Consider the following 16218-nt stretch of genomic DNA (forward strand, 5'->3'; position numbering starts at 1 on the left):
GACGTCGAAAAACGCCGGGACGACATGCGCGCTGTCGTCATCGCTCCCGTCCTGAAGGGGCGCACGAAGCCGGATCCGACCGTCGTGACGCGCTCCGACGAGGCCCGCCTCGAAGAGGCCGTCGGCCTTGCCCGCGCCATCGACCTTACCATCGTTTCCTCGATGCTTGTGCCCGTCAGCCAGCCGAAGCCCGGCACGCTGCTTGGCAGCGGCAAGATCGAGGAGATCAAGGCCGAGCTCGACGCCAACGATGCCGGCCTCGTCATCGTCGATCACCCGCTGACGCCGGTGCAGCAGCGCAATCTCGAGAAGGAATGGAACGCCAAGGTCATCGACCGCACGGGCCTCATTCTGGAAATCTTCGGCCGCCGCGCCTCCACCAAGGAAGGCACGTTGCAGGTCGAGCTTGCGCATCTGAATTACCAGAAAGGCCGGCTCGTGCGCAGCTGGACCCACCTTGAGCGCCAGCGCGGTGGCGCGGGCTTCATGGGCGGTCCCGGTGAAACGCAGATCGAAGCCGACCGTCGCCTGTTGCAGGACAAGATCGTCAAGCTGGAGCGCGAACTGGAACAGGTGCGCCGCACCCGTCAGCTGCATCGCTCCAAGCGCAAGAAGGTGCCGCATCCGATCGTGGCGCTCGTCGGCTATACCAATGCCGGCAAGTCGACGCTGTTCAACCGCATCACCGGGGCAGGGGTTCTGGCCGAGGACATGCTCTTCGCCACGCTCGATCCGACGCTGCGCCGCATGAAGCTGCCGCAGGGCCGCACCGTCATCCTGTCCGACACCGTGGGCTTCATCTCCGACCTTCCGACCCATCTCGTCGCCGCCTTCCGCGCGACGCTGGAAGAGGTGCTGGAAGCCGATCTCATCCTGCATGTGCGCGACATGTCCGACCCGGACAGCGGCGCACAAGCGTCCGACGTGCTGCGCATCCTGACCGATCTCGGCATCGATGAGAAGGACGGCGCGGAGCGCATCCTCGAAGTCTGGAACAAGATCGACCGGCTGGAGCCGGAAGCGCGCGACGCGCTGGTGCAGAAGGCCGAGACGCAGCCGAATGTCGTGGCGGTCTCCGCCATTTCGGGCGAGGGCGTCGACGCGCTGCTCGCCGAGATTAATCAGCGGCTTTCCGGCGTTCTGGTCGATCGCGATGTCACCGTGCCCGTCATGCAGCTGCAACTGCTGCCGTGGATCTACGATCACTCGGTCGTCGACGCCCGCGAGGATCTGGAAGACGGCAATGTGCGGCTGGAGTTGCGGCTGACGGAAACCGAAGCGGCGGAACTGGACCGGCGGCTCGGCATCAGCGGCAAGGCCGTGCGTGAGGATTGGGAACGCTGAGGCGGCGCGATTGAGGCTGCGGCCACCCCCTCATCCGCCTGCCGGCTCCTTCTCCCCAATGGGGAGAAGGAGAAACCACGATGTTCGCGATTAACCTTCCAAGAAAAGAGCACAGAACGAAACGTCTCATCCTTTCCTTCTCCCCGTGGGGAGAAGGTGCCGGCAGGCGGATGAGGGGGGCTGCGCAAAGGTTGCTGCTATTTTGCCAGCTGCCGCTCGATGCGCTTCGCCGCCTGCCAAAGCTCCTCCATCCGCTCCAGCGTCGCCGCCTCCAGGCTTTCGCCATTGGCGGCGAGGCTATCCTCGATGTGCGAGAACCGGTTGCGGAACTTGGTGTTCGTGCCGCGCAGGGCCATTTCCGGATCGGCGCCGACATGGCGGCCAATGTTGACCAGGGCGAAAATGAGGTCGCCCAGTTCGTCGGCAACCGCCGCCTGATCGCCGTTGCGCAGCGCTTCCCGCAGCTCGCCGATTTCCTCCTCGATCTTGTCGAGGATCGGCGCCGGTTCCGACCAGTCGAAACCGACCTTGGCCGCCCGCTCCTGAAGTTTCAGCGCCTCGACGAGGGCCGGGAAGGAGCGTTGCACCGAGCCGAGATGGCCGCGTAGCGGGTCCTCAGGCAGACCGCGTCTGGCGCGCCGCTCCTTGCGCTCACGCTTTTCGGCCTGCTTGATCGCATCCCATTGCAGCTTCACGGCTTCGGGCGTGTCGGCGTCCGAGCGGGCGAAGACATGCGGGTGGCGGCGGATCATTTTTCGCGTTACGGCCTCGACGACATTGCCGAAATCGAAATCGCCGCGCTCTTCGGCCATCCGGGCGTGGAACACCACCTGCAAAAGCAGGTCGCCCAGCTCTTCGCAGAGATCGTCCATGTCTCCGCGCTCGATCGCATCGGCGACCTCGTAGGCCTCCTCAATCGTATAGGGCTTGATCGTCTCGAAGGTCTGGACCACATCCCAGGGGCAGCCGGTTTCCGGCTGGCGCAGGGCTTGCATGATCTCGATCAGGCGCTCGATGTCACGGCTCGGCTGCATGGCGGCCTCAGTTCAGCGGGATGTTGTTGTCGGCCTTGCCGGACTGGTAGCTTTCCGACAGCGCATCATAGGCGGCGCGGATTCTTGCATCCTGTGCCTTGAGATCGGTCTTGGCCGTTTCGTCGGCGGTGGCGATCAGGTCGGCGATGGACGCCGAGTGCCAGAAGGCATTGGTCTTCGCGTAGCCGCCGGGATCGAGCCGGAACACCTCCTTCAGGATGCGCAGGTCGTGCGGGATGGCAAAACTGTCGCGCGAATCCTCGTGACTGAAGAAATAATAGAAATTATCGAAACCGGCCCAGGTGATGGCCGAAAGGCACATGGAGCAGGGCTCGTGCGTCGACAGGAAGATATAATCCTTGGTGTTGGGCTTCTCCACGCGCTCGTAGAGGCGTTTCAGCGTGTGAATTTCGCCATGCCAGAGCGGATTTTCCGTCTCGTTGTTCGTCTCGGCGAGAACGAGCGAAAGATCCGCCTTGTTGAGGATCGCCGCGCCGAAAACCTTGTTGCCGGCCGCGACGCCCTGGCGCGTCAGCGGCAGGATGTCGAATTCCATCACGTCGAGCAGACGTTTTGCGAGCGTGGCCTGATCCATGGCGGGGTTTCCTGTTGGCGTTATGCGGCATCCTTACCGGGCGGCCGGGCGGACAGGCAAGGGCGGCCGGTGACTTATGCTCAAAATGCCGGGCCGCAGAGCAAAACAATACGCCCCTTCAAGGCCATTGGAATTTCTGTTTCTTTTGTTTCTTGTCGTTTTTCGCGATAGTGCGCACACTTCAACCGGACCAGATCATGACCGAGGCACAGCAGAAGCTTTCGACATTCCCGGCGTTCTTCCGCGTCAGCGGCAGGACGGTCGTTGTCGTGGGAGAAGGCGATGAGGCCTTTGCCAAGTCCCGCCTGCTGTTCAACACGGACGCCCGGATCGTCGTTCTCGCCGAAGCGCCGGAGGCCGGCTTCGCCCGCTTCATCGCCGACAAGGGGCTGACGCTGATCCGCGCGCCATTTTCGAAGGAAGCGATCGCCGAGGCGACGCTGGTTTTCGCCGCGACAGGCGATGCGGCCGCCGACCGCGCCATTTCCAAGGCCGCCCGCGAATTGCGCATTCCGGTGAACGCCGTCGATCAGCCCGATCATTGCGATTTCTTCACGCCGGCCCTCGTCAATCGTGCGCCGGTCGCCGTTGCGATCGGTACCGAGGGGGCTGGCCCCGTTCTCGCGCAGATGGTCCGCGCGCAGGTCGACCAGATCCTGTCGCCGTCGCTTGGGCGCCTTGCAGGCCTTGCCAGCGGCTACCGCGACGCCGTCGATCGCATCTTGCCGCGCGGTGTAACCCGCCGCGTCTTCTGGCGCCGCTTCTTCCACGGCGCTGTGGCCGACGCCGTGAACAACGGCGATATCGCGCTGGCACGCCACGCGGCCAATACGCTTCTCAAAGCGCAGGGCGGAGCTGCCGGCCATGTCTGGCTCGTCGGCGCCGGTCCGGGTGCCGAAGACCTGCTGACGCTGCGCGCCCAGCGCGTGATGATGGAAGCCGATGTCATCGTGTTCGATGCGCTGGTGCCGCAGGCGATCGTCGATATGGGGCGGCGCGATGCCGAGCGCCTGTCGGTCGGCAAACGCAAGGGCTGCCATTCCAAGTCCCAGGAAGAGATCAACGACCTGCTGGTCGAACTCGGCAAGGCGGGCAAGCGGGTCGTGCGCCTGAAATCCGGCGATCCCCTGGTCTATGGCCGTGCCGGCGAGGAAATGGCGGCACTGCGCCAGGCGGGCGTCACCTATGAGATCGTGCCCGGCATCACCTCCGCCTTCGCCGCTGCCGCTGATTTCGAATTGCCGCTGACGCTGCGCGGCGTCGCTTCCTCGCTGGTCTTCACCACCGGCCACGACCTGACCGGCTCCGTGCTGCCCGACTGGGCGCGCCTTGCGATTTCCGGCGCGACCGTCGCCGTCTATATGGGCCGCTCGGTCGCCGCTTCCGTCGCCGCACGGCTGATGGAAGCCGGCCTGCCGGACGAGACGACCGTCGCGGTCGTCGAAAATGCCAGCCGCCGCGAAAAGCGCCTGCTGCACGGCACGCTCAAGGACCTTCCAGGCCTCGAACACCGCGACGAACTGTCCGGCCCGGTCATGGTTATCATCGGCGACGCGGTTGCGGGCGCCAATTTCGAACATTCCGAACCGCTTGCCGTCCGGCAGACGGTTCGCGACACAGCAGCATTGGGAGCATGACATGGCCGACAAGGTTCTGACAGCCAACCGCCTTTCCGACGGTATTTCCGTCTGGCTGGATGCCGCCGGCACCTGGAACGAATCCTTGCAGGCCGCCTTCGTCGCGCGCCACAAGGAAGCCGTCGATGCGCTCGAAGCCACCGGCAAGCAGGCCTTCGCCGACAACAAGGTGGTTGACGTCAACGTCGTGGACGTCGAAGACGTAGATGGTGTTCTCAGGCCGTTGCGCATGCGCGAGCGTATTCGTGCCGAAGGTCCTTCGATTCCCTATGCCGCCGGTTACGCCGGCCTGACTGCGACGGCTCCGGCCGCCTGAGGAAATTTAGATGTATCGTTACGACGAATTCGATCACGCCTTTGTCTCCGACCGTGTGGAGCAGTTCCGCGACCAGGTCGCCCGCCGCCTGTCCGGCGAGCTGGCCGAGGATGCCTTCAAGCCGCTGCGCCTGATGAACGGCGTCTATCTCCAGCTGCATGCCTATATGCTGCGCGTCGCCATTCCCTACGGCACGCTGAATGCGCGCCAGATGCGCATGCTTGCCCTGATCGCCCGCAAATACGACCGCGGCTACGGCCATTTCACCACGCGCCAGAACATCCAGTACAACTGGCCGAAGCTTTCGGAATTGCCGGATGCGCTGGCCGATCTCGCCACCGTCGAGATGCATGCGCTGCAGACCTCCGGCAACTGTATCCGCAACGTCACGGCCGACCACTTTGCCGGCGCCGCCGCCGATGAGGTCGCCGACCCGCGCCCCTATGCGGAAATCCTGCGCCAGTGGTCCTCCGTCCACCCGGAATTTTCGTTCCTGCCGCGCAAATTCAAGATCGCCGTCACCGGCGCCGAGCGTGACCGCGCGGCCATCCAGGTGCACGATATCGGCCTGCATCTGAAGAAGGACGAGAACGGCCGCATCGGCTTTGCCGTCTATGTCGGCGGCGGGCAGGGCCGCACGCCGATGATCGCCAAGAAGATCCGCGATTTCCTGCCGGAAGAGGACCTTCTGTCCTACACGACCGCGATCATGCGCGTGTACAACCTGCATGGCCGCCGCGACAACAAGTACAAGGCGCGCATCAAGATTCTCGTACATGAGACCGGCGCCGAAGAGCTGGCCCGCCAGGTCGAGGTCGAATTTGCTGCCCTCAAGGACGGCGAGCTGAAGCTGCCGGAACGCGACGTCGCCGCCATCTCCGCCTATTTCGCGCCGCCGGAGCTTTCGCCGCGCGCCGAAGGCTGGGCGAACCTTGCGCAGTGGAAGAAGGCCGATGCCGATTTCGCCCGCTGGGTTCAGCAGAACGTGCAGCCGCACAAGCACCCCGACTACGGCATGGTAACGATCTCGCTGAAGCCGATCGGCGGCATTCCGGGTGACGCCACCGATGCGCAGATGGAAGCGGTTGCCGATATCGCGGAGGAATATGCCTTCGACGAGATCCGCGTCAGCCATGAGCAGAACCTGATCCTGCCGCATGTTGCGCTCGCCGACCTGGAACCGGTCTATCGCGGCCTCGTTGCCGCCGGTCTCGCCACTGCCAATGCCGGCCTGATCACCGACATCATCGCCTGTCCGGGGCTGGACTATTGCGCGCTCGCCAATGCACGCTCGATCCCGGTCGCGCAGGAGCTTTCGCTGCGCTTCGGCGCTCCGGAGCGCCAGGCCGAGATCGGCGAGCTGAAGATCAAGATCTCTGGCTGCATCAATGCCTGCGGCCACCACCATGTCGGCCATATCGGCCTGCTCGGGGTGGAAAAGAAGGGCGAGGAGCTCTACCAGATCACGCTCGGCGGTTCGGGGGACGAAAACACCTCGATCGGCGAGATCATCGGCCGCGGCTTCGAGCCGGAGAAGGTGACGGATGCCGTCGAGGTGATCGTCAACACCTATCTCGGCCTGCGCCTCGACCTCACGGAAATCTTCCTCGATGCCTATCGTCGCGTCGGACCGCAGCCGTTCAAGGATGCGCTCTACGGCGACAAGACGGCCGCGGCAGCCTGAGGAGTTTGGACATGACGAAAATCTGGAACGAATCGGGCTTCGTGAGCGACGATCCATGGATCATCGAGACCGAGGAAACCAAGGCCGGCTCGAACGAGAAGGCCATCCTTAGCCTCGATCACTTCCTGGCGAAGGTCGCAGCCGGTGACGAGACGGGCCTTGGTGTACTGATCAACCCGGCGGACGACGTGCGCAGCCTGGAAGGCCATCTCGACCGGCTTGCGCTGGTGGCGGTCGCTTTCCCGGCCTTCAACGACGGCCGTGCGTTCAGCCACGCCTCGCTGCTGCGCGCGCGGCTAAAGTTCGCGGGCGAGGTGAGGGCGGTCGGCGACGTGCTGATCGACCAGATCCCGCTGATGCTGCGCTGTGGCATCGACAGCTTCGCCGTCACCAATGCGACGGCGCTGAAGCGTCTTGCGGAAAACCGCCTGCCGGGCATCGACAACCACTACCAGCCGACCGCGCGTCCCTCCGCGGAGGTCGGCTCCTACAGCTGGCGCCGCCGGGCCTGAATTTCAGGCCCGGTTTCCGGGACGGCCGGCGAAAGGCCGCAATCGTGATATAGTGTTGCGTCACATCAAGGACGCTGGCTTTGCTTTGCGGGAGACTGCGGCAAACTATTGCGCGGCCAATCGGCGCATTGGAACGGGATACCTTCCTTTGATGCTCCACATGTAATATCTGCCTATCGTCAAGATTTTCAGACGCAGCCAGGATCGATCCCGAAATGAACGCACCTGCCAAGACCGAAGAATTCGTGCCCGCCATTCCCGCCGGCGTTTTTGCCGAGACGGTGACGAGCGTGCAGCATTATACGGATCGCCTGTTCCGCTTCCGCATGACGCGCCCCGAAAGCTTCCGCTTCCGGTCCGGCGAATTCGCGATGATCGGCCTGATGGTCGGCGACAAGCCGGTCTACCGCGCCTATTCGATTGCCAGCCCCGCCTGGGACGAGGAACTGGAATTCTTCTCGATCAAGGTGCCGGACGGTCCGCTGACCTCGCATCTCCAGCAGATCAAGCCGGGCGACACCGTGCTGATGCGCAAGAAGCCCACCGGTACGCTGGTGCTCGACGCGCTCACCCCCGGCAAGCGTCTCTACATGTTCTCGACCGGCACGGGAGTCGCGCCCTTCGCAAGCCTCATTCGCGATCCGGAAACCTACGAAAAGTTCGACGAGGTCATCCTGACGCACACCTGCCGCGAAGTGTCGGAGCTGAAATACGGCTTCGATCTCGTCGAGGAAATCCGCAACCATGAATTCCTCGTCGAAGTCGTCGGCAACAAGCTGCGCCATTACGCGACCGTGACGCGCGAAGACTTCCCGTTCCAGGGCCGCATCACCGATCTCATCCGGAACGGCAAGATGTTCGCCGATCTCGGCGTACCGCATTTCGACCCGGCGATCGATCGCGGCATGATCTGCGGTTCCTCGGCGATGCTGAAGGAAACCAAGGTTCTGCTGGAAGAGGCGGGCCTCGTCGAAGGCTCCAACAACAAGCCGGGCGAATTCGTCATCGAACGCGCCTTTGTCGATTGATCGACGAACGATTTTCACGAAAAGGGCGGCCGTCGGGCCGCCCTTTCTGTTTCAGGCCGAGAGATGGTCGATGAGGTCGGTCATCGCCTTCGAGGCCGCCTGACCATCCCCGTTGCGGATGGCGCGGATGACCTTGACGTGGAGATCCACCGACCGGTCCATGTGCCTGTTGTCGGCGCGGGCGAACCACAGGCGGCGCGCGTGGGTTTGCAAGGGCGCGAGCGCACCCGTCAGGAAGCGGTTGGGGCAGGCCTCCTCGAGAATTTCGTCAAAGACCTTGTCGGCGGCAAGAAAACCTTCGAGATCGGAGCGGATCGAGCAGGCCGTCATGCTCTGCGCGCATTCGACGAGCCGCTCGCGATGTTCCTCGCTGGCATGGCGGGCCACGAGATCGGCGGCCAGCGGCTCCAGCTGACGACGTGTCGCCATGACCTGGATGTGGTCTTCCGCTCGGATCGCCGTGATCTGCAGCCCCGCGCGGGGCCGCACCGCAATCAATCCCTGCCATTCGAGCTTCTGGATAGCCTCCCGCACCGGCGTGCGGCCGTGCCCTGCCTGATCGATCAACGCGCGCTCGGTCACCATCGAGCCGGGTTTCAGCTTGAGCGTGACGATAAGGCCTTCGAGGGCAAGATAGGCGAGATGGGCCTGCGAAGCAGCCGTTTCCGTCATTCAGCGATTCCCATTGATATATCACATGGTCGCATGTCGCGTTTGGAATGGCAAATAATCTGATATATCAGTGAGGCTGAGACTCGGGTTTGGCGGAAGGCGCGCCTTAGATTTCGCGACGCCGTTCCGATAAAACAAAAGGCCGGGATTTCTCCCGGCCTGCATCACGGCTCTGTGTTGTTTTCAGAGAATGAAGTCGCTGGCGTCCAGGCTCGCTTTGACGAAATTCTTCAAAATGATAACATCGGTGCTGGTCAGGCGAATTTCGACGTTATCGCCGACCGTCACGGCTTTGCTGAGGACCGAGCTCACCGACGAGAAATTGTAGGACTGGAGGTCGATATTGTCCTCATTGTTCTTGAAGTCGGTGATTGTGTCCCGGCCATAACCCGCCGCGAAGACGAAAATATCTGCTCCACTGCCGCCGGTGAGCGTGTCGTTGCCTTTGTAGCCGATGAGTTTGTTTTCGCCGGTATTGCCAGTCAGCTTGTCGCCGAGGGCGCTGCCAAAGAGGTTTTCGATGCCGGAATAGGTGTCACCCTTGGCCTCATTCGTGTTGAGACCGGCATTTGCGAGGTTCGCCGTTACGCCGATCGTCGCATTCACATAGGTCGCGGTATCGACGCCCGTGCCACCGATCAGCGTGTCACCCCCCAAGCCACCGTTCAGCGTATCGTTGCCAGCGCCGCCGGTGAGCGTATCGACACCGTTGCCTCCATTGAGGACGTTGTTTGCAGCATTGCCGAATAGCTTGTCAGCGAACTTCGTACCGACCAGATTCTCGATGGATGAGTACGTATCTCCCAAGGCATCGTTCGTATTGTCACCAGGCTTGAGCAGGCTGGCGACAACGCCCTTCGTCGCATCCGAATACGATGCCGTGTCGGTTCCTGCGCCACCTTTCAGAATGTCGGCGCCCGCGCCGCCGCGCAGAGTGTCATTGCCGTTGCCGCCGTCGAGCGTATCACCGGCAGTCCCACCATTCAGAGCATCGTTGCCATCGAGACCGAAGAGCTTGTCCGCGCCTCCATTGCCGGAAAGTGTGTTGGCGCCCTGGTTGCCGATAATCGTGTCACCTCCGCTGCCGCCCACGGCGTTCTCGATAAGCGAGCGAAGATCGCCTTTGAAAAGCAGGGCGTTGAAAATGTTGCCCCGTGCAAAACCGTCATTCGGGCCGCCGCCGAGATTGGCGAGTTGGGTTGCACTGAAGGCGGAGTATTTTCCCGGACGAAGATCGATATTCAAGGTCGTGGTGTAGGCGCTGAGATCATAGGTATCGATGCCGCCCCCGTCCCACACTGTTGCGAAAATACGATTTGCACCAGGCGCGATAGCAACCTCGCCATTGACCAAGGTGTTACCGCTGCCGGGGGTCCATTTGTAGACCGTCGCGCCGGAATTGGTGGAATAGTCTGCGCCGTACATATGTTGGAGAGCGGCAATATCAGCCATCATGAATGTCTGCGGCGCTCCGAATTCTTCGTAGACGTAGCTTCCGCCGATATCACCGACGTAGCTTCGATAGCTCATGACCGTGAATTCAACACTGTTCGTCTCATCCGGCATTTGGCCGTAGACGAGATTTTCCTGCGCATGCTTCAGCCCCAGTGCATGCCCCAATTCATGGATCAGCGTGTGCCAGGCATAGTTGCCAGCGACAGGTGTGCGCATGTCGTAGATCGTACCGACATAGGCCGTTCCGAACCAGATATCACCATCATCAGCGCTATCCGACGTGATGAGGTTGCCCGGAAAATCGGCAACTTCCGCCGTGTTTGGCACGCTGGATTCCGCGAAGCGAAACGTCGCATTTGTCGAATTGCCCTGGGTGAAGTTTAGATTGGTAAATCCTTCAACAGAGAAACCGTCATTGGCGCTTCCTCCGAAGGATTTCTCCATTGCAAAGAGGGCGGCATTCTTCTGCTGCGTCGTAACCGTGTTGAAGCCGTCGTTGTATTTCGAATAGCTATAGTCCGATACCAAGGTCGGAAATGCATATGTAACCGTAGAGCTGCTCCAGCCTGTTCCAACGAGGACAGAATCGACAAAGATTGACCCGGTGGCATCTACCGTTTTTGTAGGTGTTGCAGAACCTGACATGTTTCCCTCCAGAAGTGATTGGCGTCCTGCTTTCAGAATCGGCAGGCTTCCCAAAAAGGCCTTAGTGTCGATACATTATCATATTAGTCGATCAAAAGACGCGCGAGATCACCATGCTATTCGGGATTTTTTTGGCGCTATTTACTATGGGTCATAGCCATGCCGACTGGACTGTCTGGTCGCAGACTCCCACCGCAGTACATGAAACGGTCACACGTGTAGTCATGCAAAAGCCAGGCGATCCGGAAAAAATCATCGAATTTGAATATGCGCGCCTGAAAGGTCGAGGCACACGGGAAGGTCTTGAGCTTTTCATCGCACGGCACCCTGATCATCCTCTTGCCGAAAAGGCCCGCGAGGATATCAAGCGCCTCTATGAATGAGCATAGCCTGGATCGAGAGTGGTCCGGTATTATCTACTTTATTCCATTGTCATTTTAGTGATTTCTCGCGACGTCGTCAGCTGAGGCGTGGCCTCCCTGTAAATGTACCCGAATAAAGCCGCCAGCCCACCCGTCGATAGGAGGATTGCGGTTGACGAACGGCATGGGCCTTGCCAGCATGCCCTGACATTCGGACCGTCCAGTTTGCATTGTGGGGGCATACGTGACTGCGGGTTCCATCGTCGCGACACTTCTGATCGTCTTCGCCGGTCTTCTGGCCGTGCCGGCCGTCAGTCATACCAATGCGGGAACCACTTTTTCCCTGATGGCCTCGTCGATGGCCTTCGTTGCCATGGCGATCGCGCAGTTCATGGCGACACGCCCGCCGGTCGTCGAGAAGCTTTTCGGCGGGCTTGACCGCATCTACCAGTTCCACCGCAAGATCGGCATCGCGGTGCTCTGTCTTATCCTGTTTCATTATTTCATCGCGCCCGACTTCCAGGGCCTGTCGGTGACGAGCGGCCTCAACGTACTTGCCAAAACGGCGGGGGAGTGGGCCTTCTACGGCTTCGTGTTTCTGCTCGTCTTCAGCCTGGTGAAGATCATCCCGAAGACGCGCTTCCAGATTCCCTATCAGTACTGGCGCATTACGCACCGCTTCATCGGCCTGCTCTTCGTGCTCGTCGCCTTCCACCAGATGTTCATCAAGCGGCCCTATGACGGCACGGCGTTTCTCGCGACCTATCTCAACATCTTCGCGCTGATCGGCATCGTCAGCTATGCCTATACGCAGCTTCTGCCGTGGCTGCGCACCCGGCGCTACGAGGTGGTGCATGTCGAAAAGCACGATGGGGCGACGATCATTTCGGCGCGTCCCATCAATGGTAAGCTGCGGGCGATGCCCGGCCAGTTCGGCTTTTTCCGCGTCAACAAATCGGGGCTGCGCGAGCCACATCCCTTCACAATCGCCGGCATAGACGAAGACGGCGCCGTGCGCTTCGCGATCAAGCCGCTCGGCGACTATACCAAAGCCTTGCGTGAAGGCGTGGCGGTCGGCGATGCGCTGACGCTCGAGGGCGGTTACGGACACTTCAACCACAAGCGCGGCGGCAAGAAGCAGATCTGGCTTGCCGGCGGCATCGGCGTCACGCCGTTCCTCGCCATGGCGAGCCGGCTGAAGGGCGACGAGGGGCAGGATATCCACATGATCTATTGCGTGCGCGACGGGGCGGAGGCGATCGGCCTCGATACGTTCCGAGCGCAGGCCGAGAAGCTCAAGAATTTCAGCTTTGTGCTGCACAATTCCGCGACCGACGGGCGCTTCGACGCCTCAAAGCTCGTCTCCGGCACCAGCATGAACCCGTCCGAGGCGGACCTGTGGTTCTGCGGCCCCCCGCCCTTGCGGCAGGCGATCGAAAAGGGATTGAGGGAACTCGGCAAGCCCCCGCGGCGCGTCGAGTTCGAGCGTTTTGAATTTCGATAGGATAGTTCCCACGGAAACTGCTAAGCGGTTTTCGATCCGGAATTGTTGAAAGCGTTTGAATTTCCAGCCGGCTCGCCGGCCTCTTGGAGCGAAGGGAACAAGCCATGCGCGTGTTCAAGACACCACTTCTGCGGCCGGTCAGCCGCCTTGCCGCCGCCCTTGGTCTGACGCTCGCGGTGTTCTGTCCCGTCGGCGCCTTTGCCATCGATCAGTTCGCGGCGGATGCCTTCGGCACCTACAAGGGCAATGTCGATAACGGCAAGATCCTATTCGGGGCGGCCGGTTGCGGCGCCTGCCACGGTTCCGGCGACAATTTGGAGCTGCTCTCGGGCGGCATGGAAATGCAGACGGCGATCGGCAAATTCTTCGCGCCGAACATTTCCGCCCATTCGAACGGTATCGGCGGTTGGTCCAATGCGGACTTCCTCAACGCCGTGATGGTCGGCCTCAAAAAGGATGGCGACAATCTCTATCCGGTCATGCCTTACACGTCTTACGGCGGGATGAAGCCGGAGGACGTGCTCGACATCAAGGCCTATATCGAGACGCTGCCGCAATCGGATGCCGCCTCGAAGGAGCACGAGATCGCGTTCCCCTTCAGCCGCCAGACGACGATCACGCTCTGGAAGCGCAGTCATTTCGTCGTGCAGGCCTACCAGCCACGCGAAGAGACGCAGATGGAGCGCGGCCGCTACTTGGTCGAGAATGTCGGCGGATGTGGCGATTGCCACACGCCGCGCACCACGACCTACGGTCTCGATCTCACCCGCGCCTATGAGGGCGAAAAGGGCCTGACGGGTGCGGTCGCACCCGACATCACCAAGGCCCGCATGGGCGGCCTTGCCTCGCATGAAGTGTTCACCAAGGGTCTGATCGAAGAAGGCAAGAAACTTTCCGGCTCGCCGCTTTCCGATCCGGTCATGCGCCGCATCGCGCAGGGCCTTTCGGCGTTGTCGGATGAGGACAAGCAGGCTATGTACGCCTTCCTCGCCGACCGCGAAGTGAAGGTAACGCCGGTCGAGACCAGCACTGCGCCCGTTTGCAGCGAGGCGACCGCCGAAAGCGCGCTTTCCGCCGGCGGCGGCAGTGCTGAATTCGCGTCCGCGGCCGATGCCTTCATTGGCAAATATTGCCGCAACTGCCATGGCCCGGGTGAAAGCTCGCAGGGCTCGTTCCCTTCGGGCGACCTCGCTTCGATTGCCGCAAACCCCGCTTTCGTGACGCCCGGCGACGCCTCCAAGTCGCTGCTCTATACCAGCGTCACCAGCGGCCGTATGCCGCTCGGCAAGCGGCCCGCCGATGCCGAGGTGCAGAGCCTCGCCAACTGGATCAATTCGCTCAGCCAGTCGGCCATCCCGACGGCGGTTTCGGCGACCCAGGTCAAGCGCTCGCGGCCGATGCTGAAATATCTCGACTTCGTCGATCTCGCCTTGCAGGACATCTCCAAGGTCGATGAGCACGACCAGCCCTTCATGCGCTATTTCAGCTATCGCGACCAATATAACGGCATGATGAGCTGCGAGACGCATGACACCTTCCTGAAGCGCATGAAGGTTTTGGCCGGTGGCTTCAAGAAGCTCATCAACTCACTGTCCTACGGTCCCGAACTGGTGCTGCCCGAAGAGGTCGAGGGTTCGGACGGCCTGCTCGTCCGCATCGACCTGCGCGATCTCGAATGGAGCCAGGAAGACTACGACTTCTTGATCAACGAGTACTTCTACGGCGTCGATCCGGCCAGCAACGCGACCCTGCATGCCCTTGCCAAGGCGACGCAGACGACGCTGCCGATCATGCGTGTCGACTGGTTCATGAGCAACGGTGCGCGGCCGAAAGTCTATAACCGCCTGATGAAGCTGCCGACCAATATCAGCGAGCTGGAGCATCGCTTCGGGGTCAACGTCAACCAGAACATCGAACGCCGGCGCATCGTGCGCGCCGGTTTCGCCGACGGATCCTCCGGCGTGTCCGACCACAATCGTATGCTGGAACGGCATGACATGCCCTTCGGCGGCTATTACTGGAAGTCCTACGACTTTGCCGGCGATCTCGGTCGTCAGGTGCTGAAGCGCTTCCCGGCAGGTCCCGACGGCGTGCAGCTGAAAGCCGGCCTGTTGCCGTTCGAGCATGACGGCGGCGAGATGATCTTCTCGCTTCCTAATGGCCTGCAGGGCTACTATCTGTCGACTAACAAGGGCGACCAACTCAATGTCGGCCCGACGACGATCGTCTCCTTCCGAAAGCGGCCGATCGGCAAGGGGGTCGAGATCATCAATGCCCGCTCGTGCTTCGACTGCCATTTCGATGGCATCCTGTCCAAGCGTGACCAGCTGCGCGAGCATATCGAGACGTCCACGCTGTTTTCCAAGGACCAGCAGGACGAGCTGCTCGCCGTTTATGTGCCGCAGGACGAGCTGAACGAGGTCTACAAGCGCGATACCGACCGCTTCGTCAGCGCGCTCGATCGCCTCGGCATCACCGAGCCGACCTCCGGTGGCGGCAAGACGGGCCTGAAGGCGCCCGGCGGGGCGGAGATCTTCACCTACTTCGCCGACCAGTACGAGGACGAACTGAACTTCGAGCAGCTGGCGGCCGAGTTCGACATGACGCCGGAACAGTTTTCCTCCGACATTCGCCGCCTGACCGACGTCGATGCCCTGCGCATCGGTCTCGACTGGGTGGCGACGCTGGAGGCCGGCGCCACGATCCCGCGCAACGAGGTCGAGGAACAATATGCCTTCATGCTGCAGCCGCTCCTGCAACTCGACCCGCTGAAGCGCGGCGTCAATCCGGAAGAGGGGGGCGCGAACACGGCGAACAACACCCAGTACCAGCAGCCTGAGCAGAAGCAGGAACAGAAGGTCGACAACACGGCTTACCAGCAGCCGCAATCGACCGAAGGGCAGGTCGCCAATACGGACCAGTATGCCACCCAGACCCAGACCAACACGGCCTATGTCGTTCCCGCCTACAAGCAGGATGACAAGGCGCAGGAGGAAAAGGTGAAGCTGGCCCTCAAGGTGCCCAGCACCTACGCCAAGGTCGGCGATTACCTCAGCTTCGAACTCAGCACCAACCATAGCTGCGAGCTGCAGGTGATGTATGTCGAGGACACCGGCAATGTCGAAATCATCCCTGACGTGATGATCGGCAACACGACGCTGAATGCCGGTGAAAGCCGTCTCATTCCGCAGCCGGGTTCTGGTAACCTGACCTTCGATTCGCCGTCGCCCGGCGAGACGATGATTGCCTTCTGCCGCATCGGCGGGCTTGGCGACCAGAGAATGACGGCGGAGAAGGCCAAGCAGCTGGCGGCCGCCTCCAAGCTGCCGACGACCAAGGGTATCGCCGTCAATCTGGCCAAGCAGGCCGAGCAGGACAACGGCGCGAGCGGTCTCCAGATGGTGACGTTCGAGATCAAGTGATGACAGGG

Annotated in this window: 13 protein-coding genes; 9 read left to right on the forward strand and 4 right to left on the reverse strand. The window is 61.6% G+C overall.

Features of this window, described 5'->3' with window-relative positions; translation table 11 throughout:
• Positions 1 to 24 precede the first annotated feature (24 nt).
• Positions 25 to 1344, forward strand: coding sequence for a GTPase HflX (hflX, locus tag ACOZKU_RS14475; protein WP_421579465.1), 1320 nt, complete (start codon positions 25 to 27; stop codon positions 1342 to 1344).
• A 197-nt stretch (positions 1345 to 1541) separates the two neighbouring features.
• Here the strand turns inward: hflX and mazG are convergent, their stop codons facing one another.
• A complete protein-coding gene (gene mazG, locus ACOZKU_RS14480) occupies positions 1542 to 2378 on the reverse strand; it encodes a nucleoside triphosphate pyrophosphohydrolase (protein WP_421579466.1) in 837 nt (278 codons plus the stop codon).
• A gap of 7 nt (positions 2379 to 2385) precedes the next feature.
• Positions 2386 to 2973, reverse strand: coding sequence for a nucleoside deaminase (locus tag ACOZKU_RS14485; protein WP_421579467.1), 588 nt, complete (start codon positions 2971 to 2973; stop codon positions 2386 to 2388).
• 197 nt (positions 2974 to 3170) lie between these two features.
• Here ACOZKU_RS14485 and cysG point away from each other — a divergent pair, with 197 nt between their 5' ends.
• The 5 genes from cysG (at position 3171) to ACOZKU_RS14510 (ending at position 8150) form a co-directional block, all read left to right on the forward strand.
• Positions 3171 to 4610 carry a siroheme synthase CysG gene (cysG, locus tag ACOZKU_RS14490; RefSeq protein ID WP_421579468.1) on the forward strand — a complete coding sequence of 480 codons (1440 nt, stop codon included), beginning with the start codon at positions 3171 to 3173 and terminating at the stop codon, positions 4608 to 4610.
• 1 nt (position 4611) lies between these two features.
• A complete protein-coding gene (locus ACOZKU_RS14495) occupies positions 4612 to 4926 on the forward strand; it encodes a DUF2849 domain-containing protein (RefSeq protein WP_421579469.1) in 315 nt (104 codons plus the stop codon).
• 10 nt (positions 4927 to 4936) lie between these two features.
• Complete coding sequence (locus tag ACOZKU_RS14500) at positions 4937 to 6610, forward strand: nitrite/sulfite reductase (RefSeq protein ID WP_421579470.1); 1674 nt, start codon at positions 4937 to 4939, stop codon at positions 6608 to 6610.
• A gap of 11 nt (positions 6611 to 6621) precedes the next feature.
• Positions 6622 to 7122, forward strand: a complete 501-nt coding sequence (locus ACOZKU_RS14505; protein ID WP_421579471.1) for a DUF934 domain-containing protein — start codon at positions 6622 to 6624, stop codon at positions 7120 to 7122.
• A 215-nt stretch (positions 7123 to 7337) separates the two neighbouring features.
• Positions 7338 to 8150, forward strand: a complete 813-nt coding sequence (locus ACOZKU_RS14510; RefSeq protein ID WP_421579472.1) for a ferredoxin--NADP reductase — start codon at positions 7338 to 7340, stop codon at positions 8148 to 8150.
• Between the two features lie 51 nt (positions 8151 to 8201).
• On the opposite strand, the gene ACOZKU_RS14515 is transcribed toward ACOZKU_RS14510, so the two are convergent.
• On the reverse strand, positions 8202 to 8822 hold the full coding sequence (locus ACOZKU_RS14515; RefSeq protein WP_421579473.1) for a GntR family transcriptional regulator: 621 nt from the start codon (positions 8820 to 8822) through the stop codon (positions 8202 to 8204).
• A gap of 183 nt (positions 8823 to 9005) precedes the next feature.
• A complete protein-coding gene (locus tag ACOZKU_RS14520) occupies positions 9006 to 10922 on the reverse strand; it encodes a M10 family metallopeptidase (RefSeq protein ID WP_421579474.1) in 1917 nt (638 codons plus the stop codon).
• 113 nt (positions 10923 to 11035) lie between these two features.
• On the opposite strand from ACOZKU_RS14520, the gene ACOZKU_RS14525 reads away from it, so the two are divergent.
• The 3 genes from ACOZKU_RS14525 to ACOZKU_RS14535 all read left to right on the forward strand — a co-directional run bounded on the left by ACOZKU_RS14525 (position 11036) and on the right by ACOZKU_RS14535 (position 16210).
• On the forward strand, positions 11036 to 11305 hold the full coding sequence (locus tag ACOZKU_RS14525) for a hypothetical protein (protein WP_421579475.1): 270 nt from the start codon (positions 11036 to 11038) through the stop codon (positions 11303 to 11305).
• 223 nt (positions 11306 to 11528) lie between these two features.
• Positions 11529 to 12788, forward strand: coding sequence for a ferric reductase-like transmembrane domain-containing protein (locus tag ACOZKU_RS14530; RefSeq protein ID WP_421579476.1), 1260 nt, complete (start codon positions 11529 to 11531; stop codon positions 12786 to 12788).
• Between the two features lie 104 nt (positions 12789 to 12892).
• Positions 12893 to 16210 carry a c-type cytochrome gene (locus ACOZKU_RS14535; protein WP_421579477.1) on the forward strand — a complete coding sequence of 1106 codons (3318 nt, stop codon included), beginning with the start codon at positions 12893 to 12895 and terminating at the stop codon, positions 16208 to 16210.
• Positions 16211 to 16218 lie beyond the last annotated feature (8 nt).

The sequence above is a fragment of the Shinella sp. M31 genome (genome assembly GCF_049199205.1).
In the GTDB taxonomy this organism is placed as follows: Bacteria; Pseudomonadota; Alphaproteobacteria; order Rhizobiales; family Rhizobiaceae; genus Shinella.

What these genes read in the sequence shown, in the direction of transcription:
- hflX (WP_421579465.1), top strand. Translation starts at nt 25, where the DNA reads ATGCGCGCTGTCGTCATCGCTCCCGTCCTGAAGGGGCGCACGAAGCCG.
- mazG (WP_421579466.1), bottom strand. Translation starts at nt 2,378, where the DNA reads ATGCAGCCGAGCCGTGACATCGAGCGCCTGATCGAGATCATGCAAGCC.
- ACOZKU_RS14485 (WP_421579467.1), bottom strand. Translation starts at nt 2,973, where the DNA reads ATGGATCAGGCCACGCTCGCAAAACGTCTGCTCGACGTGATGGAATTC.
- cysG (WP_421579468.1), top strand. Translation starts at nt 3,171, where the DNA reads ATGACCGAGGCACAGCAGAAGCTTTCGACATTCCCGGCGTTCTTCCGC.
- ACOZKU_RS14495 (WP_421579469.1), top strand. Translation starts at nt 4,612, where the DNA reads ATGGCCGACAAGGTTCTGACAGCCAACCGCCTTTCCGACGGTATTTCC.
- ACOZKU_RS14500 (WP_421579470.1), top strand. Translation starts at nt 4,937, where the DNA reads ATGTATCGTTACGACGAATTCGATCACGCCTTTGTCTCCGACCGTGTG.
- ACOZKU_RS14505 (WP_421579471.1), top strand. Translation starts at nt 6,622, where the DNA reads ATGACGAAAATCTGGAACGAATCGGGCTTCGTGAGCGACGATCCATGG.
- ACOZKU_RS14510 (WP_421579472.1), top strand. Translation starts at nt 7,338, where the DNA reads ATGAACGCACCTGCCAAGACCGAAGAATTCGTGCCCGCCATTCCCGCC.
- ACOZKU_RS14515 (WP_421579473.1), bottom strand. Translation starts at nt 8,822, where the DNA reads ATGACGGAAACGGCTGCTTCGCAGGCCCATCTCGCCTATCTTGCCCTC.
- ACOZKU_RS14520 (WP_421579474.1), bottom strand. Translation starts at nt 10,922, where the DNA reads ATGTCAGGTTCTGCAACACCTACAAAAACGGTAGATGCCACCGGGTCA.
- ACOZKU_RS14525 (WP_421579475.1), top strand. Translation starts at nt 11,036, where the DNA reads ATGCTATTCGGGATTTTTTTGGCGCTATTTACTATGGGTCATAGCCAT.
- ACOZKU_RS14535 (WP_421579477.1), top strand. Translation starts at nt 12,893, where the DNA reads ATGCGCGTGTTCAAGACACCACTTCTGCGGCCGGTCAGCCGCCTTGCC.